Below are 21,001 nucleotides of genomic sequence, written 5' to 3' on the forward strand. Positions count from 1 at the left end.
GTGATATGCGGGCTGGTGGGACTTAGTGCACCATTTTTCCGCTAACAGGAGCCGCTGTGATGACTCGTACCGTTGGGCTGTTTCCCGGCCAGGGCAGCCAATATGTTGGAATGGGCAGTCGGCTGGCTGATTCCAATCAGGTCGCCGCTTCGGTCTTTGACCGGGCCGGGGTAGCCACTGGAATCGACGTCCGGGAACTGTGCTGGACCGGTGAGAGTTCGGGCCTCGAACGAACCGAGAACGCGCAGCTCGCACTGACTGTTTTCAGCCTCGCCGCGCAAAGCGCGTTCGAATCGGAAGCCCGGACGGGCGTGGTTTCAGCCTTTGCCGGCCACAGCGTCGGCGCGATCGCCGCCGCTGCCGCAGCCGGATATCTGTCTGTCGAGTCGGCGGCCATTCTTGCCCGGACCCGGGGCCGGTTGATGGCCGATGCGCCGGGCAGTGGTGGCATGCTCGCGGTCGCTGTTCCAGCTCGCGGCACGAGAGAGGAGAGCCACCATTTCAGCCTGGAGATGGCGCGCACCTTTGATCTGGATGTCGCGGCCCACAACGGTCCGCGACAGGTTGTATTGTCTGGAAGCCATGCCTCTTTGGATGCGGCCGCTGAGGCTCTGGGTGCAAAAGCCAAGAGGCTGAAGGTTAGCCACGCATTCCATTCACGTTTCATGGAGCCTGTCGAATCTGAGTGGCATGAAGTTCTGGACAGCACGGTCATCCAGAATTCGGGCCGCACCTACATCGGATCGACCGACGGGAAGCCGACACAGCGCGGCGAAGAAGTTAGGGAAGATCTGAAGCGCGGACTTTGTCAACCTGTGATGTGGACCTCGGTGATGGAAGCAACGAGCGACTTCCAGCGGCTATGCGTGTTCGGCTCGGGTCGTTCCCTCGCAAGACTCGCCAGACCCTATGTCCGGAACCGTGAAGTGTTGATCGTGGAGGACAACGTCAAGCACTTCGGAGGAGCAAACCGTGGTTGAAGAGAAGATAGTGGCGGACCAATCATCTGCGCGGCCTGTCGCTCTCATTACCGGAGCGTCCCGCGGAATTGGCCAGTCGTCGGCAGTTGCAATGGCAGAAGCCGGATTCGACATCGTCGGCTTTTCCCAGTCGGGGGACTCGGGCAACTCAGAAACATGCCGCCTGGTCAACCTGGCCGGCGGAGCATATGTCACGCACAAGGTAAACGTCGCGGTGGAGTCAGACGTGAGATCGGCGTTCAGATCACTTCTCACCGCAAACGGCCGGAGGCTGCACGCGGTGGTCGTGTCTGCAGGAATTACCTCTGACGGACTCGCGGCGACGATGTCCGCTGACCGATTCGATTCGGTCATAGCCGTCAATCTGCGCGGAACCTTTCTTGTCTGCCGGGAGGCGATAAAGGCAATGCGCAAGACCGGAGGTGCGATCGTTTTGCTCAGCTCCACATCGGGTGTTTCCGGGCAAGCGGGCCAAGTGAATTACAGCGCAAGCAAAGGAGGCGTCAACGCCATGACGCAGGCGTTGGCCAAGGAGGTGGCCGGACTCGGTATCCGAGTGAATGCGGTAGCCCCCGGGTTCACCGAGACCGACATGTTCCGTCGCATGGACGTGAAAGCCCGAAACGGGCTGATTCAACACATCCCTCTTCAGCGCGTCGCGAAACCGGAAGAGGTCGCCAGAGCAGTGAGGTTCCTCGCCACCGAGGAGTCCAGCTACATCACAGGTCAGATCCTACCGGTCGACGGCGGGCTGACCGCTTAGTAGCTCCAACAAGCCGAAGGAAGAAGAAATGGTACAAAGAACCGCTCAGTACGAACGCGCCGTGCACCGCTATGAATTGAATGCCGCCGTTAGGCGAAGCATCATCGGGGGATTGGACCTCCCAGTCGACCCCGACCTCGTCGACGATGACCAGCCGCTCTTCGGCCGAGGTCTTGAGCTCGACTCGCTAGACACCCTTGAAATCGTAAGTCTGATGGAAGAAGACTTCGGCGTTTACATCACTGACGAGCAGCGTTTCGTCTTTGGCTCAGTTAACAAACTTGTCGACTTTGCCGAGGCTTCTCAGCCCGCATTAGACGGCGCCTAACGTGGAACGGGCGCTCACAGCGGCAGAACTCACGCACCGGCTGCCCCACAGGCACCCCTTTGTGCTCCTTGATGGCCTGCATTCAATCGTCCCCGGCGTAAGTGGTGTCGGGGTGAAAAACATCAGCATCAGCGACCCTGTGTTCGCGGGCCACTTTCCAGGCCAGCCCATATATCCCGGAGTACTGCTGATCGAGGCCGCAGCGCAGGCATGCGGGGTGATCGCGACGGATTCCGAAGTAATAGAAGATCAGACATCGATTGGATACCTGGCTACCGTCAAGCGGTTTGCCTTCAAGGAGTTGGTGGTTCCGGGGGATCAGTTGATGATTCAGTGTGCCAGGCACGTATCGCTGGGCTCACTCATCGAATTCAAGTGCACGGTACTAGTAGGCAAAAGGATCGTTGCTGAAGGAAGTGTCGCCATCAGCATCGGGCTTGGGGCAGGCCGATGACGGTGATCAGGGAGTACGTGCCGGAGACCGATGCTGCCAGCCTCGCGGCCCATTTCCTTCGCAGCGGTTACGGCCCGCATCACGGGCTCACCCAGCTTGGACCTCAAAGCATGTCGGCCGTCCTCACCGAGAGAGCGCCAGAACTATTCATGGTCGCTTCAGACGGTGAGGAAATCATCGGGTGCATCGGATTCATGCGCGGATCCGGAAGACGCGTAACCCGGGAGGGGGAGGTCTTTGCCGGTCTTTTTGTTTTGGATCCCAGGCACCGGAACTCCATGCTGGCGGGAAATCTGTTCGTGAAGTCTTTCGAAAAGCTCGTCGCTAAAGGTACGCGCGCAATGAGGATAGAGGCTAACCCTACAAACAAGAAGGCCTTCCCGCTTTACCTTCGTGTGGGGTTCCGCGCCCTTCCGGACGCCAGAGCGGATGAGGACGGATACGTCGAGCTTGTCAGTCACCTTCCCGGCGTCATTGGAGATCTCCTGCGCAGCAACGTGGGCGAAGAGCTTAGTGGAGTTCTGCCGCGTTTCAACTGGCGAAATGCCGGGGGAGGGCGGGACATGACGCCGACATCGGGCGTAGGGGTTCAGGCTGACGGGGCAGTTGTCGTCAGCTATGACCTGACCGCGGGGGATTTCAAATTGCGGGCGAACATAGACATGGAGTCCGGAAGGACACTCAGCTATGACACCATCTCCGGTTCCATCGGGGACCTCCCTCTTCACCCTGGACTTGACCAACTTGGTGGACCTGAGGTCTTGGCCTCCCGGACCCTGGGACACGGGATCATCGCCGAGGTGGACAGCTTCGGTTCCGTACGCATTTATGGCCCGGAACTGCCCGGGCCGGCCCTGGTTGATCATTGGCCCGTAGTTCGAGGAGATATCTCCACGGGCTGGCGTCGGCCCCACCGGATCCCTGTCCACCTCGAAACCGCTGAAGACAGCTGGCTCATGACATCCGCCGGAGAAAGCGGAACGGTCTCGAAGCTAATCAGGTTTACCGATGGGCAGATGTCCGTGAGTTCCAACCTTCTGAGCGAGGACGGCGACCGCGAGCTTGTGGCAAGCCCCTGGGTCTCGATGCGGATGGCCGAAAAATACATCCTCACGATGAGTGAAGCCTGGGTGGGCGGCCCCGCGGTCCGCGGCATCTGGCCTGCCGACTATACGGATTTCGAGGCCTGCGTCGATGAGATCCCGAGCAACTCGGAGGCTGTGCGATCCGTATGGCGCAACTCGAGTATGGTCATTGACACCAGTTGGCCTGCTGGCACGACGGTCCGGCACGAAGGCAACCACCTTCCCCAGTTCCGGCGACCGGCGAACATCCCGCTGACCTACGACATTAGCGTGAGCCCAGCCCAGGGCTGGGAACGACCGCATCGCTTCTTGGCTCCAGCGGGCCTGAACGTTGAAAAGGTCAGGCGGGTACAGCGGCCCGACTGTTCCGTGCCCCGCGAGTGCCTCCCGCCGTCTTGGCACCCTTCCGAGCGTCAGGGAAGGGACGTTCTGGAATGCGGGGAACAGATGAGCCTGCGCTACTCAGAGTCTGCCAGAGGAATCATCGGCTGGTCCCATCAGGGCAATGAGATTCTCTCCAGCCCATATCCCAGTGTCCGAAGCTGGGGTTCGCTGACCGACTGGACGGCGGGACTTTGGGCCGCAACATGCACCCCGCGAGACAGCCCCGAACAGGGTGTTGAGTGGGTCGGCAGGGCATCGGCCCTTCCACTCGGGCCGATTGGCGACCAAACTGTGCAGGACTTCTGGACAGTAACCCTTAACGAAGGGGCAACCCCTGCTATAGAGATCTCCGCAGACTTCGCGTTCCGGAACACGCCAACGGACATGGCGTTCTATGTCACCCCTGCAACGAATCCCGGCGCTTCCATCCTTTTCGGCGGCCAAGGCACCGAGAAGTGGGTTGTGGAGGCAACGAATCGCCCATGGTCGCTCAGCACGACACGCATCGCCATCGAGTTGCAGAACGGCGGCTACCTCGTCGCGCGGACAGTTGCTGGAGTGAACCAGGAAATCTTCGTCCGCTCCGAGCCCAAAGGCATTCACCTCTCTTTGCTGTCACGTATCGAGAATGAAACCGGGAAATGCAGTTGGAAGCTAAGCATTCTGCCGCATCGATCCGCGGCTCTCGCGGAGATGGACCGATGACGATCCGCACCCCCGTCGTCTTCCTCTGCCCGGGGAAGTTCAGCTTTGGCGAGCTTCAGAACGCGATCACGGTGGCGAGGCAACTCCCTGCGGAGGTCGCCAGCGAATTTCTCGTTTCGGAACAGTATCTCGATCTTGCGCGGCGTTCCGGCGTGTCAGCCCGCGCGTTGCCCCGCGGCTCCCGGAACCAGGAGACAACGCTGGCTATCCTGAAAGACCTCAATCCAGCAGGAATCGTCGTTGCTGACCATCACCTGTTTGCGCTCGAGCGAGCAAACTTCCCTCTTGAGACTGTCCTTCGGCTGAATCGTCCCGTCGTAACGTTGGACTCTTTGTGTTTGGGGCCTTCGGAATCGATCATGAAGATGGCACTGTCCCGACAACCGTCCATGAAGCCCATACACCGTTGGTTCCATCCCGAGACTGTGGTCCCGGGACTTCCAAAAGAGATGAACCTGATCCGGCCGGTACCGGTTGCCGGGCTTGGACGCGCCGACGACTCTTTCAACCTTTACGGAACTCTACTGGAGGCGCGGCAAGCGAAAGAGGCCGTCTTCGACCGATTAGGGATCAGCCAGGAACGGTCGCTGGTTGTTGTTGCCCAATCCAACTGGGCCACCTCCGCATACGGGCTACTGGGGCGTATCAGCAAAGACGCGGATTCGGATACGTACAGGGATCTTAGGAACCGGTGGTCGGCAGAGATGTTCAGCAGAGTCGGGCTGCCCATCACTGTCCTGGAGGTGTCAGCGGGAGGCAATAGCGCAACCTATTACAACGGTGTTGAATTCCTGCCGTCCTCGTACCAGCCCATGGATGACTTTGTTGACATCCTGGCGGCCGCTGATCTGTACGTCACGGACAACCTGACTTCCGGTGCCATGGGCAAGGCGGCTGCACTTGGCACCGCGACCCTGGCCTTGGTCAACGAAAGCAACGATCGCTCCACAGACCCCTTCTCCACCGAGTGGCTCGCCCAGATGGAGTCATACTTTCCTGGGTTCGACGTCAGATTCCTCGTTAACCCCTTTGGCTGGGCCGACGAATTGGCTCCGCTTCTAACCAACAACGAATACCTTGCATCAGTACCCAAAGCTGAAATCTACGACCTGGACGCCTGCGCCTCCGCCATCCGGAAACATGTGGGAATCAAGTTCGGACCCGCATCGCAGACTCTCAACCGCCAAATCGCCGGGCTACCGATGGCGTCGACAATGCTCCTGGAACGCCTGAACCTGTAATCGAAAATCCACCGCATCAGAAGACGAGCCAATGCGCCGATCCGTTCCTGGCGAAAGCTCACCGAAGGAGAAACATGCTCACCACAAATGAAAGCTACGCAGCGATCCGAAACTCTGCCGCGGTATACGACAGGGGAGGAGAAGCCGTTCGTCTGACTGGTACGCATCGCGGCCAGCTCCTGTCGTGGCTGCTCGCCAAACAAACGGAGTTCGCGGAGCCCGGTACCGTCGTCGAATCCTTGATTCTGGCCGAATCTGGTGCTGTCGAAGGGGCGTCTCTTGTCGTCATGGATGAGGACTCGATTGTCGTGATCGCGGACTCGCAGACCGCTCTTCTGGCGCCTGCGAGGTCCGCCATCGAAGACCAAGGACTCGACGGGACCTACGCAAACGAGGCCGACGACCTGACGGGCGTCATCGCAGTTGAGGGCCCACTGTCTTGGCAGGCTGTCGAGGGCATCACGAACGAACCTATGTCGGAAATCCTTCTCAACGAGTGGCGACACGGGAAGCTGGACGGCGTGGAGTGCCTTGTGATCCGCATCGGAACCACAGCCGAGTACGGCTATCTTGTCGTGACATCATCGGTGGAGCGTTCTTCGGTTATGGCCGAGCTTGTCGGGCGCGCAGAACGCCTCGGAGGTGGCGCTATCGACCCAGCCGTGCTCCAAAGGGCTCAGGCCGAGGTGAACCACCCTGTTCTCCCGTCACAGGCGCGGGGACTCACCATTTTTGAAGCCGGTATTCAGTGGATGGCTACCCCAAACCGCGATGATGATTTCCGGGGCAAAGCCGGAATCGTTCTAGAGGCACCTTCACGCAAGATTGTTGCGGCTGTGTGCGACGGTGACCATTTTCCAGATCAAGGGTCCGTTGTCACGGACGAAGGAATCGCGGTGGGCATAGTCCAGATTGCGACCCCAAGCGCCGGCCTCGGTTCAGGCTTCGGGCTTCTCCTGCTAGACGTCCCCTACTGCGTACCGGGACTGACACTGACAGTCGGCAGCCGGATCGTGTCGACAGTTGCACGCCCGTCCGTAGATCCGCGGTCCTGGACCCAGCAGATCGGTGTTTGAGCAATGACGGTCGTGGTCACGGGAATAGGAATGCTGACCGCTGTTGGTGATACCGCTGAGGAATGCTGGAGCAAAATAGCCGCAGGAGAATCGGGCTTGTCTACGGTAGGGGTCGTACCCCACTCGGGACTCCTCAGCACGCGAGCAGGTGAGGTGCGCTCCAAAGCGGTCGATGAGGATCCTACTAACGACCGCTGCATAGTCCTCAGTCGCATCGCCCTCGAAGAGGCACTAACTTCAGCCGGCCTGATCGCGAGCAACCCATATGAGAGTCATCGCACGGGACTGGCGATCGGGACCTCCCTCGGGGGAGCCAGACGGGGCGAGGAATTTCACCGTCAATGGCTCACCCGCGGTCTGCGCCAAGCAAATACCGGGCTGCTGCGCCAGTACCCGTTGCACTCAACAGCGGACTACCTCGCCGGGCATTTCAAACTGTTCGGGCCCAGAACCGTTCACTCCAACGCATGCGCTGCAGGGTCGGTCGCGATTGCCAATGGCCTGGAATACTTGCGGACCGACGCTGCAGACATGGTCGTTGTCGGCGGCGTCGACCCGTTGGCATACCTGTCCTTCGGGGGCTTTTCCTGCCTTGGAGCCCTCTCGCCACGGGATTGCGCGCCCTACAGCAAGAGCGAAGGCTTGACTCTCGGGGAGGGCGCCGGATTCCTGGTCCTTGAAAGGGTCGAGGCCGCGCACGCGCGCAATGCTTCGGTCCTGGCCGTATTGTCCGGGTACGGGCTGTCCGCCGACGCCCACCACCCAACAGCCCCGGATCCCCGCGGCCGCGGCGCACTCTCAGCCATGACCTCAGCCCTCGAAATGGCTGGCGCGACCGAGCAAGAGATCGATTACATCAATGGCCATGGAACAGGAACACCAGCAAACGATGGAGGTGAAAAGAAGATCCTGATGCATCTCGGGGAACACAACATTCCGATGAGCTCCACCAAATCGATGATCGGCCACACTCTGGGGGCTGCAGGCGCCGTGGAGGCCGTCACCACAGTGATGGCCCTGCGGGAACAAGTTCTTCCGCCGACCGTCATACCGGAAGACTTCGAGGGCGACCTGGACTTTGACGCCGTCCCCCACTCGGGCCGTCCGGCCAAAATCTCCTTGGCGCTCTCCAACTCATTCGCCTTCGGAGGAAACAACTCAACGTTGGTATTCCGAAACAGAGACAACCAAGCCGAGCAGAAAACGCCGCCCACTCGGAAGGTTGCGATCACGGCCATGGGAGCCATGGTCGGGACAGCCGGGACCTCCAACGCCATCGCCGATGCCTTATTCAGCGGAGTTCCGCTCTACGGAAACAATTCAGTCTCTATTGACGAGTATGGCCCCTTCCCGATTGCTGAAATTCCTGAGTCGGTCCAGAAATCCGGCATCAACCCCACAGCGTTGCGGCGTCTCGACGCCCTGAGTAAGCGATCTGCGTCTGTAGTGGGACAGTTGTTGAAGGAACGATCCCTCAGCCGGAATGACGTCCAGAAGACCGGGCTCATTTTCGCCACGGCCTCGGGCCCGATGTCCACCGTTGAGGCGTTCCAGCGGGGACTAATCACTGACGGGGTCGGAAATACGCGGCTGTTCCCCAACACCGTGATGAACGCATCCGCCGGCCACGTGGCACTCCTTCACGGACTAAAAGGGCCGACCGCAACCTTCTGCGCCGGCAGCACAAGCGCAGTCAGCGCCCTTCACTTCGGGCAGCAGCTCATCGCCTCGAGGGCTTGTGACCGAGTGATAGTCCTGTCGGCCGACGAAACCTCCACCGCGCTCCTGGCAGGCTATGCACGGATTGAAGGGTATCTGAGCCAGGGCGTTCTCGTCCCCTTCGGCAACAGTGGCCGCATCTACAGCGGTGCTGCTGCGGCGGTCCTCCTAGAACCAGACGAAGGACAGCAAATCCCGGCTCTAGGCCGTATTCTCGGGTTCGGTTTCGCCGGAGACGACAGCGGTTGCGGGAACGTCAAACAGGACTCGACCGCATGGTGTCGCGCCATGTCCCATTCGATCCGGGCTGCTGGACTGGAGAACCGCGATATTGACGTCATCGTGGCGGCGGCCTCCGGCCGAAGCAGCATCGACGACCTGGAACGCAAAGCCATCCTCGATCTGGGTTTGGGGGAAGTGCCGGTGAGTGCTCCCAAGGCCATGCTTGGGGACACGCAGTCCACCGCGGCACTATTGGGAGTCCACCAATCGATGTGGATGAAATCCCGCGGCGAAGCAGTTGCGACAGACTACTTCGGCAACAAGCACGACGCATCGGCGGAAATCGACAAGAACCGGCCTCTTCGGGTCTTGGTGAACTCGATGGAAATAGGTGGAAACTACCAATCGGTTGTGGTGGAAGTGTGACAACGGATGCACTCGGTTCAGCGTGCCGGCTTCTTTCGGAGCCCGGTCTTCCCTCCAAAGATGAAGCGAGTCCCGGATTCTTCGACCTATACAACTGATTGATCTGAAGGCCGGGATCCCAGGGGGCGGTCACGACCTTGGGCTGGAAGCCTGGTACGTCGTCGACGGACCAAAGGCTGAACCGCCGAGGTCAGGGGAAGGCAGACGCTTCATCCGGCAACTGCAAAGAACCTCCGGGTGCTGTCGACAGCCAACGCTTGTAGTGGAGGCATTGACTGGTCGGTTCCATTGCGGGTCGTGCCGGATGTGGTGGTCTGCAAGTCACACGACGGGCCGGACCGCGGTTGCGAAATGCAGGGTGCCTCTCGGAATCGATGTTCAACACCACGTCCATCGTCCGGCAGCGTTGAGATGGCTGGCGAGGACAACGCAAGCCCACTTCGAGCTGTCGATCACTCACTGGGCCGTGGCCGAGGCATTCTGGAAAGCCTCTGGGAAAGCAGGAAGAAGACCCCTGCAGGGGGAGTTCAAGTTGCCACATTCGCTGCATAGCGGGTGGGGAACACACGCGTTTGATGGTGTAGAAGAGCTCCCTTTCTACGTCGATGACGCGGACGCGATGGCGACCGCCCTCGTGCTGGGGGTAGCGACCGAATTGACATAGGGTCGTTTCGGGGCCGATCCGGCCATAACAGCATCGCGGATACCGGCCACCTGTGGTCCGCCCGGGTAGTGTAGCCAGATGCCAAACCACGGTGCGACCGTCAGGCGCGCCGCCTTGGTCTGCCAGTAGCCGGCGTCAGCAGCCCAATGGCGCCGTTTGTCGAGTGTTCGCGTGACGGACGGGTCAGGAGGACGTCTTGGATGCCCGGAGCCGGGCTGGCATCGGAAAGGGAAGCGTGAAGTGCAACTGAGGTGCGTCCACGGCACCCCAGTCGTCCTTCATTACTTTGATTGCCTCCGGAGAGACTTCGGTGAGGCGCACCGAAAGCCAGCGTCCATCGTCGAGCAGCAGCTCGTACGGCTCAGCGAGATACCCTATGCCCGCTGCATCGAGCGCCTCCTCGGCGGTCAGCCAGTCGACAACATCTGTCCGCGTCCGGCCGAGCAAGTCCACCGCCACGAAGCCATCGTCCTCAATAACGACCCATCCGAGAAGCTCGCGGTCTCCACTGCGGCGGTGCTCGATCCAATCAGGGTTCATCGTCTCAGCCTAACCTCCGCCCGTTAGTCGTTCCTCTTGCGCTAACGGCACCGCCAAAAAGAGATGTGAAAGCCAGCCCAGCGTCGCCGGCTTCGGGCCGCCCGCCACATTGCGCCGGAGCGAGCCGGGGCCGGGGTATCTTCTTCTGTGTGAGCCGTACCGGCAGTCCTTTGGTGCGGCAGGTTGATGAATGTTCGGCGATCCCACGGCGTCCAAAGCTCACCACGACCGAGCCGCGAGTAGCGAATGGGGGAGCGCCACAACCGGGACCGAGCGACGCTACACGATCGAAGGCGTTTGACCGTTGTTTGTTGGGTGACCTGAATTCCGGATCTCCGGCGGACGCTTTGGGTGCGAAACGGGTGGATAGACTGTTAGCCGAGGAGGTGTGTGCCATGAGTGACGAAGACCGTCTCTCTGCCGATGAGCTGCTTGACGCGCTCAAGGCTCTGGCCAATCCGGTGCGCCTGCAGATCATGGATTGGCTCCGCGACCCGGCGGCCGAGTTCGCCGATTATGATCCCATCGCCGACCGGATCGAGGTCGGTGTCTGTGTCAGCCATATCCAGGCCAAAAGCGGCCTTGCCCAATCGACGGTCTCCTCGTACATGACCACCCTGGAGCGTGCCGGGCTGGTCCAGTCCACCCGCGTGGGCAAGTGGACGCACTACAGGCGCAACGAGAGTCTCCTGCGCCGCGTGGGGGACAGGGTTGCGGGCAACGCCTAGCAACATATCGACATATCGCGATTTATAGATATGCTTGGCGGGTGAGCACGCAAACTGACACCCGCGCCTCGGCGCTCATCATCCACGCCCACCCCGAGACTGACTCGTTTTCCACCGCACAGGCGCACGCTGCGGCCGAGTCCCTGCGGGCGCAGGGTTACGCCGTCGAGTTCATCGACCTGTACGCAAAACAATGGGAGCCGGTCCTGGACCGAGGCGAGTTCGAGCCGTTCGAGGGGCCGTTCAAACCGCAGCGCGAGCAATGGACTGCCGTGAAGGACGGGACCCTGCCGGCAGACGTCCGCGCCGACCTGGACGCGGTGTTCCGCGCCGATCTGCTGGTGCTCTCGTTCCCGCTGTGGTGGTTCTCCCTGCCGGCGATCCTCAAAGGCTGGCTGGACCGGGTCTTCGTCATGGGCGGCGTCAGCGGCGGGGACCTCGGCGCCTTCGACCAGGCCGCTTTGACCGGGCGGCGTGCGGTGGTGCTGGCCACGACCGGCGGCTCGGCGGACGCCTTCGCCCCGGACGGTGCTTTCGGCGACATCAATGATTTCCTCTTCCACATCCACCGCGGAATGTTCGAGTTCGTCGGCTACGACGCCCTTGAACCCATCATCACCTACGGCCCTGCCCACCTGGACGATGCCCGGCGGGCAGAGGCGCTCCACCGGGTGCGGCACGCTTTCGGCAACCTTCACCACCGGCCCCTGGCGGCTTCCACGCGTTACCGCGACCTGACTGCCACCTCGTAATCGTCTGACCATCACGGCAGCGGACAGTGCATCATGCACGTCCGCAGCTCAACTGCGCCCTTCCGGACTTCCGGATACCGCTCCAGAAAGGGATACACGACCATGACCGAGAATACTTTGCTCGCGACCAGGGCGGCGGAACGGCTTACCGTCCGCCAGCGTCTGGCCGTCGCCGTGCTGCTCACGGCGAACTTCACCCTCGCCGTGGACTTCTCTGTCCTTAACGTCGCCCTGCCGCACATCGGCCGCGACCTCGGTTTCACCACCGCGAACCTGCAATGGATCGTCACCGCGTTCGCCCTGTGCGCGGCAGGATTCACCCTGTTCTTCGGACGTGTTGCCGACCTGTTCGGCCGCAAACGCCTGTTCATCCTCGGCATCATCCTGCTCGGTGCCTCCTCCCTCGTCGCCGGCCTCGCCGCCGAACCCGTGCTGCTGCTGACCGCCCGCGTCGGGCAGGGCCTCGCCACCGCCATGGTCACCCCGGCAGCCCTGTCACTGCTCACCACCATGTTCGCCGAAGGACCCGCCCGCGCCCGCATCCTCGGCCTCAGCGGCGCCCTCATGGCCGCAGGGTTCACCACCGGAGCCGCCCTCGGCGGCGTGCTCGCCGGCTTGGTGAGCTGGCGCTGGGCCTTCTTCATCAACGTCGTCGTCGCCCTGTTCGTCCTGGTTACGGCCCCGTTCGCGCTGACCGACAAGCCCACCGAACGCCGACCCCGCCTCGACACTCCCGGCGCGATCACCGTCACTCTTGCCCTGGTCTCCCTCGTCTACGGCATCACCACCGCCGGTGAGACCGGATGGGCCGACCCACTCGCCTGGGGCCCGATCCTCGCAGCCGTGATCCTGTTCGCGGTCTTCCTGCGGATCGAATCCAGCGTCGCCGAACCCCTCCTCGCCCCCGCGCTGCTGAAGCGCCGGAACATCGCATGGGGCAACTTCGCCGGGCTCCTTGCGTTCGCGACCGAGACCTCGCTGGTGTTCCCGCTTACCCTCTACCTGCAGGAAACCCTCGGATTCAACGCCGTCACCGCCGGCCTGATCTTCGCCTGGCTCGGCATCGGGACCGTCCTGGGCGGCCTCATCGCCCCGAAGGTCATCGGAAAGACCAACTCCAAGAACGCAATCGTCATCGGCTTCATCGTCCAGGGCGCCGCGACACTCCCGCTCGCGTTCGTCTCCGACAACCAGGCCTGGGTCATTCCGCTACTGGCCGTCACCTTCATCGGCGGGGTCGCCAACCTTGTCGCGATCGTCGGCTACGCCGTCGCCGCCACCACCGGAGTCCCCGTCGAACAGCAGGGCCTCGCCACCGGTCTGATCACCATGAGCCAGCAGGTCGGCATCACCCTCGGCACCCCCGTCATGTCCGCAATCGTCACTGCCTTCGCCGCTTCCACGCTCCTTCCCGGACTCCAGGCCGCAATCGGCATCAACGCGGCCATCTGCCTGGTCTCCGCCGTCGTGGTCGCGATCTTCCTGCGGCTGCCGGCCAGCAGCAAAGCCCCGGCCTGAGGACACCACCGACCGCCAGAGTTGACGCGGGGGACCCTGCCGCGGATGCGGCCCTCACCCACGGAACCTTGGCGGTCGGAAAGGCACGGAATTGGACCGTGTTGAAGTAAACAGGACTTGTCATCGTGTTGAAGTAAAGGGGTAAGACATGGTCATGGCAACTTCCGTTCGGGCGGCAGTTCCAAAGGAAACGCCCGGCAACCCAATCCAGGACCCAGTCCCGGCGCAGGCCGGGCTGGTTGGGTTCTTTTCCGGCCTGGGAGGCCGGGACGCATACTGCGGGGCGGCCGCCGCGATCCCGATTATGACCGAGCCATCGGTTCTGATCAACATGTTTCGCCGATATGTCATGGTTTTCGTACCGCGGCCGGTCATCGCTTGCCCGCATTGGTTGGGAGACCGAAATGACTCAAAAGTATTAGGTCCACAACATAAAACGCAGGCGGATGTGTTCTAAGTAACATGGGCAATCCGGACAACGGTCCGGAATTGCAATGTAAGAAGGAACGCCATGGCGACAGCTACCGTGGATGACATCCTGTCGGATCTCCCGCCAGGATGCGCCAGCCTCATTCTTCGACCAACGTGCGCCAATCTTCGGATTAAGCGCTTGCTGATCGTCGAAGCCGACGACACGTTGGTCGATCCCCGAGCGGCCTTGGTCCTGTTGGTTGGAGTCCGGGGGCGGTCTGCTCTTCCTGCCGTTCGCCGGCTTCTTGGCAACCCTCCTCTGGCGCTGGCCATCAAGGGAGGCCATGAGGAGTTGGCAGAAGTCGAGGAGCTGCTCAGGGACACTGGGACCGGCCTTCTGGGGGTGGACCCTGGCACGGACTGGGACCGGTTTGTAGCAATTGTCAACGACCGGGTGCATCCACGGAGTTACCAGAGCGAAGTGTTGACGCTTCTGGAGGAAGATCTGTTCGCCATCGCTCAAACGACTGCGCGCCTGACGTCCAGCCATGTGGTTATCGAGGACGCAGCGAACAAAGTCCTAGCCTACTCGACGGTAACCAATGACATCGACGAGCTTCGAAAGGCGTCGATTTTGGCCCGGCGTGGTCCTCGGAAATATGAACTGCTGCTTAAGGACATTGGCGCTTACCGCGAGTTGCACCGGACACGCCTTCCTGTTCGGGTGCCGGCCAGACCGCAGGAGGGACTGAGGGAGCGAGTGGCCGTCACTTTGTTCGCCGGTCACCGCATCATGGGGTATGTCTGGCTCCAGGAAACGGGGGATGGTTTCGCTGAAGACGTAGAACATGTTCTGACTGGCTCTGCAACGCGGGCTGCCGCCGAGCTGATCCGCTACCGCAATCATCAGGCGGTAACGATGCGGGAGGACCGCATCGTTCGTATCCTTTCAGGTCCGGCCGAGGCCGCTGCCGTTGCTCACAGTGAGAAGATGCCCGCGAATCGGCCGGCCGTCCTGCTCCTGATAGGAATGACGGCCGATGAGACGCAGGCTGACGACGCGGCCCTTCGGCATGGAGAACTTGCCAACCTCGCGTCGATTCATGCCGCGGCCTACAAAGCGTCGGCGATGGTTGGCCAATTCAAGGGCGATACAGCAGTGGTCATCCCCGGACTGCAGTCCTCGAACGCGAAAGCCGGGCTTCGGAGCTTGGCAGAGGCTATCGTCGGCGATGCGACAAAGCACCTGGGGATCACACCATTTGTGGCCATTGGACAAGTGGCACGTGACTTGTCTGCGCTTCATTCAACAACGGCCAAGACCGAGGCTCTGCTCCGCGCCATGCGCCGTGCCGGTCATACTGCGGTGGCTGTCGAGAATGATTTTGAGGTTGAGATCCTTCTTCGTGACGCCATCGTCAGCTTCAGTGGCTCAACCTTTCGGCACCCCACCCTTTGGCGCCTACTTCGTGACGACCCTGATCTCGCTGAGACGCTGCGTATCTATTTCGAGGAGTCCCTGGACGTCGCCGAGTGCGCCCATCGAATGGGACTCCACAAGAACACTGTCTACTACAGGATCAGCAAGGTCGGACGCATGACTGGTCTGGATTTCACGGATCCACGCCATTCATTGGTGGCCCTACTGCATGTTCAAGAGTGGGCCGATATGTATAGGGAGCAAGTGGGTAAGAAATGACAACACCCCTCCATTCAAGTCCCCTTGGACTGGTGTTGGCCGACATTGTGCAGAGGCACCGGCCTCGGAATGAACACGGGTCGGTACCGACCAGCATTCCACATCTGTCGGCGCCGCCTTCGACCGGTTCGGGATCGCTGTTGCCACGACGGCAGGCGACGTCATCAGTGCCGGCGATGCCGACGTGCCCTTCTCGATTCAGAGCATTTCGAAAGTCTTCACTCTAGCCATGGCGTTGAGTGCCGATGACCAAGGTGCACTCTGGTCCCCGGTGCAATTCTCTTGCCGGAATGGCGGCACTCGCTGAACTCACTGACCGCACGGGCTGGTCGGTCTTCTGATGCAACGCCCTAGCTTGTTCAGCCGAGGGGCCGACTCGTTGCATCAAACCTTTAAAACAATTTGAAAGGAACTTCATGTCCAACAACTCCAGTGATCAACCTGGGCTCCACACGGTCGACGGCGGTCACGCACACGCTTCGGATTCCCTGATTCACGCCGAGGATACCGGCTATCATAAGGGCCTCAAGGCCCGCCAGATCCAGATGATTGCAATCGGCGGCGCCATCGGCACCGGCCTGTTCCTGGGTTCCGGCGGCCGCCTTAATGTGGCGGGCCCGTCCCTGGTCATCGCGTATGCCGTCTGCGGATTTTTCGCCTTCCTGATCCTCCGCGCCCTGGGCGAACTCGTTCTGCACCGCCCGTCATCGGGCTCGTTTGTCTCGTACGCCCGCGAGTTCTTCGGCGAGAAGACTGCCTACGTCGTGGGTTGGTTCTACTGGATCAACTGGGCAATGGCGACCATCGTTGACACCACCGCCGCAGCCCTCTATATGAACTTCTTCGGCAAATACGTCCCGTGGATAGGCGTTGTTCCTCAGTGGGCGTGGGCCCTGATCGCCCTGGTCGTAGTGCTGAGCCTGAACCTTGTTTCCGTCAAGGTCTTTGGAGAGCTCGAGTTCTGGTTCGCGCTCATCAAGGTTGCTGCGCTCGTTGCCTTCCTCTTGGTCGGCACCTACTTCGTCATCTTCGGCACACCGGTGGGCGGCCAGGACATCGGATTCAGTCTCATCACAGACCACGGCGGAATGTTCCCCAACGGCGTGCTTTCCGTGATCCTCGTCATGCAGGGGGTGCTGTTCGCCTACGCCGGAATCGAACTCGTGGGCACCGCTGCCGGCGAGACCGCCAACCCGGAAAAGATCATGCCCAAGGCCATCAACTCCGTGGTCTATCGGATCGGCCTGTTCTATGTCGGCTCAGTTCTCCTGCTAGTGCTATTGCTGCCATACACCTCGTACGAGAAGGGCGTCAGCCCATTCGTGACGTTCTTCGGCCACATCGGCATCCAGGGCGTAGACGTGATCATGAACCTCGTGGTCCTCACCGCCGCACTGTCCTCGCTGAACGCCGGTCTGTACTCCACCGGCCGCATCCTTCGCTCCATGTCCATGGCTGGCTCGGCTCCGAAGTTCGCCCAGCGCATGAACAGGGCAGGCGTTCCATACGGCGGCATCGCCATCACCGCGGGAGTTTCGCTGCTGGGAGTTCCATTGAACTACCTTGTACCGGCGCAAGCCTTCGAAATCGTACTGCACGTGGCATCCGTCGGGATCATCGTAATGTGGGCGTCCATCGTCATGTGCCAGATTCAGCTCAAGCGCTGGGCAGACAAGGGCTGGCTCGAGCGTCCGGCGTTCCGGATGTTCGGCGCCCCTTACACCGGCTACATTTCCCTGCTGTTCCTGGTGGGCATCCTCGTCATCGTTTTCATCGATTCCCCGCTCACCATGGTGGTCACAATTATCGCCTGCGTCCTTATGGTGGTCGGTTGGTTCCTGTGTCGCAAGCAGATCCACGAAATTGCAGCAGCGCGGGAAGGATTCACAGGCGAAGCGCCTGTGGTCGCCAACCGACAGTCACTCCGCTAGTCGGGCGAGTTACAAGCCAGATGCGGAAGAGACTGCCCCTTCTGCAGGCGCTTGGAAGCGACTTCAGTGTCCTCGGCCCGTCATTGAGCTGCTTCCATGAATTTCCGATAACAATCCGTTCCGTGAATTAAGCAAGACCCGTGAGCAGCCACCATAGCGATTGTGGTTATCCCAAAACGGTCCATCAATAATTGGGCTTGAATCCAAAGAGTGCCCGGAATTATGGCGTGAATATGATAATTCGCCTGAGGCTGTGTCGTGCCGTCTTGGATATGCCTGAAGCGATATTTCAGGCCATTGTCGCGATTTAGCAAGGTTTCAAAATTCTCTCGTTACCCACCAATCTCCTATTCACAAGAGGTATTTACCATGACTCATAAAGCCGCCTCCCCAGAAGAAGCCAGCATGCCCACGCCGGCGATTCTTGCGAAGAAAATTGCCGCACCTCCGGCTGGTCTCCAGACGGCCACCGTTGGGGACGTTCCGATTGTGGATGACGCTGCTGTCGTTGATGAGGCGACTGTGCTTGTTGACGCCCCGGAGATTAGTGTCGGCACAGACGCCGCATTTGCTGAAGCCGTCCCGGGGTCTGGATCTGGGCGAGGGTTGAAGAACATTTCAGAGGTTCGGCATTTCTTCCGCACAAATGATGTGCCGGTGTTTTTCATCGGGGCAACGCCCTTCAACCTGCTCGGCCTGGACCGCTGGGTGCGGAATTTCTCATACGTGACGTACTACGACGCTTGGGATGGTGCTCACCCCAAGGTCTTCTCGCCGGTGTACAAGCCATACCGCGAATTTGAAGACGGGGAGGCCATCAACAACTGGCTCCTGAACAACCCCGAAGTCCGGGCCCACATGGCCCAAGGCCTTCATCCGGGGATACGTCCGAAGGTCGCCATGGTGTTCTTCAATGAAGAGACCGAGGCGATTTGCGCCGAACTCGGCTACGACCTGATCCTGCCGCCGGCGAGCCTGCGGGAACGCCTCGACTCCAAGATTGTGACCACCCAATTAGGCAACGAAGCCGGGGCTCTAAGCGTTCCAAACGTCTTGACCACTGCCGGGGACTGGGAAGAACTTACCCAGGCAGCCGGAGCCGCTGGTTTGGGTGAGGATCTTGTGGTCCAGACCCCGTACGGGGACTCGGGAAAGACAACGTTCTTCATCTCGTCGGAAGCGGACTGGGACAAGCACAGTGCTGACATAGTCGGCCAAGAGTTGAAGGTCATGCGCAGGATCAACAACCTGCCCGTTGCCGTCGAGGCCGTCATCACCCGATGCGGCACCGTTGTGGGACCGTTCCTGACAGAGCTGACAGGATATGCAGAGCTCACCCCCTACCGAGGTGGCTGGTGCGGCAACGAAATGCACTCCGAAGTCCTCACACCCGGCCAAAGGGCCAAAGCCACCGACCTGGTTCGTCGGCTCGGTGATCGGCTCGGCGACGAGGGCTACCGAGGATTCTTCGAAGTCGACGTGCTCATCGACACCGACGAGGACGAGGTCTATCTGGGAGAACTGAACCCACGGATCAGTGGCGCTTCGGCGATCACCAACGTCACGGCCGGTGCCTACGCTGACATCCCGCTGTTTCTCTTCCACCTGCTCGAATACATGGACGTGGACTTTGACCTGGACGTGGATGAGATCAACCAGCGCTGGGAGGACCTGGCCGGCGGCGACACCTGGAGCCAGATGATCATCAAAGAAACGTCGCCGATCGTGGAGCAGCTCGTGGAAACACCGCAGACTGGCCAATACTTTCTGGACGCCACAGGTGCGTTGGTCTTCCGCCGTGCGGCTCTGGACTGGCACCAGCTCAAGGACGAATCAGAGGCCTTCTTCCTGCGCATCTACGGGCCGGGCGACTACCGCTGGAAAGGCGCCGATCTTGGCGTGCTGGTGACCAAGGGCCGCCTGCAGCGCGACACGGGCGGGCAAACATCGTTGACCATCCGTGCGCGTCACCTTATCGACTCGATACGATCGCGCTACCTGGGAGTTCCATTGGGCGATGCGGAAGAGCCGAAGCGGTCTCAAGGTGTGAAGTCCCAGTGACTGCGGTCTCAGGCAGAATGTCGATGGGGTTCGCAGAAGGTATGTCCAGCGCAGCTGGAACTGAATTCCCGGAAGGTTTGGATCTGGAAAACTGGCAAGCCACCCAGTATTTGCATTGGAGTTTTCAGCACATGGCTGACTTCTTACCCACGGCCGTCATTTCACGTGGCAGGGGCCCGGTCGCGGTTCTTCATCCGAAGCCAACGGCGTCACTGGAGAACATTCCCGTGACGCCGTCACGGGACGGGGATCCGAGAACGGTCCGCGAAATCATCGACGTCACCGATACCGATGGCTGGGCGGTTCTTCACGGAACAAACATTCTCGTCGAAGAATACTCAGGCGGCATGACAGCTGGTTCTTCGCATTTGCTGATGTCCGTGAGTAAGTCGCTGGTGGGCGCGGTGGCCGGAGCCTTGTCTGACAGAGGAGTCATCGACGTTGACGCCTTGGTAACGGCGTACATTCCCGCCTTGGCCGCGTCAGGGTACGCCGGTGCCACCGTCCGCAATCTGTTGGACATGCGCTCGGGCATCGCGTTTTCGGAGAACTATCTTGATCCCTTCGCTGAGGTCAGGCGCCTTGAGGAAGCCATTGGCTGGGCACCCCGGCTGGATCCAGGGCTGCCTTCCACCATGTACGGGTACCTGCAGACGCTCCGGCAAAAGACCTTCCATGGCGGGGTCTTCGAATACCGCTCCTGCGAAACCGACGTCCTTGGCTGGGTCTGTGAAGCAGCAGCGGGCGAGCTTATGCCGGAGCTAATGTCCCGGCTGCTGTGGAGCAGAATCGGCGCCGAGTCGGATGCCAGGATTGGCATTGACCGCGTGGGCACGGGCATGTTCGACGGTGGGATCAACGCGGGACTGCGCGATCTGCTCCGCTTTGGGACGCTTTTCCTCAACGACGGAGTATCTCTGACAGGTGAACAGGTCCTGTCGCCGGGCTGGATCTCTGACACGATCAACGGTGGCTTTGACTCCAGGGAGGCCTTTCTCTACAGTCCGGGGGACAACCGCATGCCCGGCGGCATGTACCGGAACCAAATATGGTTCCCCTACCCCGGCCACGATGTGTTGCTGTGTCTGGGCATCCACGGCCAGATGGTCTACATCAACCGTCCTGCCCGTCTCGTAGCGGCGAAACTATCGAGTTGGCCGCTACCTCAGGACGCGGCGAAGCTCTTCGCAACGGTGCATGCCTTCGATGCCATTGCGGCGGCACTGTTGGAGGACAAGTCGGGCTTCCGAGAAGAGGCATATTAGCCGATCGGATGCATCGGCGGACGGTCGGGTCCGATAGAAGATTTTGACA

The 21,001-nt window shown here is 60.7% G+C and carries 17 protein-coding genes; 16 read left to right on the top strand and 1 reads right to left on the bottom strand.

All coding sequences use genetic code 11. The features are described from left to right. Window positions 1-59 precede the first annotated feature (59 nt). The 8 genes from QRN52_RS13375 to QRN52_RS13410 all read left to right on the top strand — a co-directional run bounded on the left by QRN52_RS13375 (window position 60) and on the right by QRN52_RS13410 (window position 9,383). Entirely contained in the window at window positions 60-980 is a 921-nt protein-coding gene (locus tag QRN52_RS13375) for an ACP S-malonyltransferase (protein WP_284753271.1), read from the top strand. After that, complete coding sequence (locus tag QRN52_RS13380) at window positions 973-1,743, top strand: SDR family oxidoreductase (protein WP_284753228.1); 771 nt, start codon at window positions 973-975, stop codon at window positions 1,741-1,743. The genes QRN52_RS13375 and QRN52_RS13380 overlap by 8 nt, the downstream gene beginning before the upstream one ends. A gap of 28 nt (window positions 1,744-1,771) precedes the next feature. Further along, a complete protein-coding gene (locus QRN52_RS13385; protein ID WP_284753229.1) occupies window positions 1,772-2,071 on the top strand; it encodes an acyl carrier protein in 300 nt (99 codons plus the stop codon). A 1-nt stretch (window position 2,072) separates the two neighbouring features. Continuing rightward, window positions 2,073-2,525, top strand: coding sequence for a 3-hydroxyacyl-ACP dehydratase FabZ (gene fabZ, locus QRN52_RS13390; protein ID WP_284753230.1), 453 nt, complete (start codon window positions 2,073-2,075; stop codon window positions 2,523-2,525). 110 nt (window positions 2,526-2,635) lie between these two features. Further along, complete coding sequence (locus QRN52_RS13395) at window positions 2,636-4,699, top strand: GNAT family N-acetyltransferase (protein ID WP_502869708.1); 2,064 nt, start codon at window positions 2,636-2,638, stop codon at window positions 4,697-4,699. Continuing rightward, window positions 4,696-5,940 (top strand): DUF6365 family protein, encoded by a 1,245-nt coding sequence (locus QRN52_RS13400; RefSeq protein ID WP_284753233.1) that lies wholly within the window; start codon window positions 4,696-4,698, stop codon window positions 5,938-5,940. The genes QRN52_RS13395 and QRN52_RS13400 overlap by 4 nt, the downstream gene beginning before the upstream one ends. A 74-nt stretch (window positions 5,941-6,014) precedes the next feature. Then, entirely contained in the window at window positions 6,015-7,016 is a 1,002-nt protein-coding gene (locus QRN52_RS13405; protein WP_284753235.1) for a hypothetical protein, read from the top strand. A gap of 3 nt (window positions 7,017-7,019) precedes the next feature. Beyond that, the gene (locus QRN52_RS13410; protein ID WP_284753236.1) at window positions 7,020-9,383 is read left to right on the top strand and encodes a beta-ketoacyl synthase N-terminal-like domain-containing protein; all 2,364 of its coding nucleotides are present in this window, start codon (window positions 7,020-7,022) and stop codon (window positions 9,381-9,383) included. 847 nt (window positions 9,384-10,230) lie between these two features. Here the strand turns inward: QRN52_RS13410 and QRN52_RS13415 are convergent. Beyond that, window positions 10,231-10,587: a hypothetical protein gene (locus QRN52_RS13415; protein ID WP_284753237.1), complete on the bottom strand. Its 357-nt coding sequence runs from the start codon at window positions 10,585-10,587 to the stop codon at window positions 10,231-10,233. A gap of 395 nt (window positions 10,588-10,982) precedes the next feature. Here QRN52_RS13415 and QRN52_RS13420 point away from each other — a divergent pair, with 395 nt between their 5' ends. From QRN52_RS13420 to QRN52_RS13455, 8 genes are all read left to right on the top strand, one after another. Then, window positions 10,983-11,315 (top strand): ArsR/SmtB family transcription factor, encoded by a 333-nt coding sequence (locus tag QRN52_RS13420; protein ID WP_284753239.1) that lies wholly within the window; start codon window positions 10,983-10,985, stop codon window positions 11,313-11,315. A 41-nt stretch (window positions 11,316-11,356) separates the two neighbouring features. Continuing rightward, on the top strand, window positions 11,357-12,067 hold the full coding sequence (locus QRN52_RS13425; protein WP_284753241.1) for an NAD(P)H-dependent oxidoreductase: 711 nt from the start codon (window positions 11,357-11,359) through the stop codon (window positions 12,065-12,067). A gap of 102 nt (window positions 12,068-12,169) precedes the next feature. Continuing rightward, on the top strand, window positions 12,170-13,585 hold the full coding sequence (locus QRN52_RS13430; RefSeq protein ID WP_284753243.1) for an MFS transporter: 1,416 nt from the start codon (window positions 12,170-12,172) through the stop codon (window positions 13,583-13,585). 526 nt (window positions 13,586-14,111) lie between these two features. After that, entirely contained in the window at window positions 14,112-15,695 is a 1,584-nt protein-coding gene (locus QRN52_RS13435; RefSeq protein WP_350225151.1) for a PucR family transcriptional regulator, read from the top strand. A gap of 163 nt (window positions 15,696-15,858) precedes the next feature. Continuing rightward, window positions 15,859-16,002: a glutaminase gene (locus QRN52_RS24015; protein WP_502869709.1), complete on the top strand. Its 144-nt coding sequence runs from the start codon at window positions 15,859-15,861 to the stop codon at window positions 16,000-16,002. Between the two features lie 109 nt (window positions 16,003-16,111). Beyond that, window positions 16,112-17,626, top strand: coding sequence for an amino acid permease (locus tag QRN52_RS13445; RefSeq protein WP_284753245.1), 1,515 nt, complete (start codon window positions 16,112-16,114; stop codon window positions 17,624-17,626). A gap of 369 nt (window positions 17,627-17,995) precedes the next feature. Then, window positions 17,996-19,687 carry a biotin carboxylase gene (locus tag QRN52_RS13450; RefSeq protein ID WP_284753246.1) on the top strand — a complete coding sequence of 564 codons (1,692 nt, stop codon included), beginning with the start codon at window positions 17,996-17,998 and terminating at the stop codon, window positions 19,685-19,687. Between the two features lie 131 nt (window positions 19,688-19,818). Next, window positions 19,819-20,952: a serine hydrolase domain-containing protein gene (locus QRN52_RS13455; RefSeq protein WP_284753247.1), complete on the top strand. Its 1,134-nt coding sequence runs from the start codon at window positions 19,819-19,821 to the stop codon at window positions 20,950-20,952. The last annotated feature ends 49 nt before the right edge of the window (window positions 20,953-21,001 follow it).

The sequence above is a fragment of the Arthrobacter sp. efr-133-R2A-120 genome (genome assembly GCF_030209835.1).
Lineage (GTDB): Bacteria > Actinomycetota > Actinomycetes > Actinomycetales > Micrococcaceae > Arthrobacter.

What these genes read in the sequence shown, in the direction of transcription:
- QRN52_RS13375 (WP_284753271.1), top strand. Translation starts at nt 60, where the DNA reads ATGACTCGTACCGTTGGGCTGTTTCCCGGCCAGGGCAGCCAATATGTT.
- QRN52_RS13385 (WP_284753229.1), top strand. Translation starts at nt 1,772, where the DNA reads ATGGTACAAAGAACCGCTCAGTACGAACGCGCCGTGCACCGCTATGAA.
- QRN52_RS13395 (WP_502869708.1), top strand. Translation starts at nt 2,636, where the DNA reads ATGTCGGCCGTCCTCACCGAGAGAGCGCCAGAACTATTCATGGTCGCT.
- QRN52_RS13400 (WP_284753233.1), top strand. Translation starts at nt 4,696, where the DNA reads ATGACGATCCGCACCCCCGTCGTCTTCCTCTGCCCGGGGAAGTTCAGC.
- QRN52_RS13405 (WP_284753235.1), top strand. Translation starts at nt 6,015, where the DNA reads ATGCTCACCACAAATGAAAGCTACGCAGCGATCCGAAACTCTGCCGCG.
- QRN52_RS13410 (WP_284753236.1), top strand. Translation starts at nt 7,020, where the DNA reads ATGACGGTCGTGGTCACGGGAATAGGAATGCTGACCGCTGTTGGTGAT.
- QRN52_RS13415 (WP_284753237.1), bottom strand. Translation starts at nt 10,587, where the DNA reads ATGAACCCTGATTGGATCGAGCACCGCCGCAGTGGAGACCGCGAGCTT.
- QRN52_RS13420 (WP_284753239.1), top strand. Translation starts at nt 10,983, where the DNA reads ATGAGTGACGAAGACCGTCTCTCTGCCGATGAGCTGCTTGACGCGCTC.
- QRN52_RS13430 (WP_284753243.1), top strand. Translation starts at nt 12,170, where the DNA reads ATGACCGAGAATACTTTGCTCGCGACCAGGGCGGCGGAACGGCTTACC.
- QRN52_RS13445 (WP_284753245.1), top strand. Translation starts at nt 16,112, where the DNA reads ATGTCCAACAACTCCAGTGATCAACCTGGGCTCCACACGGTCGACGGC.
- QRN52_RS13450 (WP_284753246.1), top strand. Translation starts at nt 17,996, where the DNA reads ATGACTCATAAAGCCGCCTCCCCAGAAGAAGCCAGCATGCCCACGCCG.
- QRN52_RS13455 (WP_284753247.1), top strand. Translation starts at nt 19,819, where the DNA reads ATGGCTGACTTCTTACCCACGGCCGTCATTTCACGTGGCAGGGGCCCG.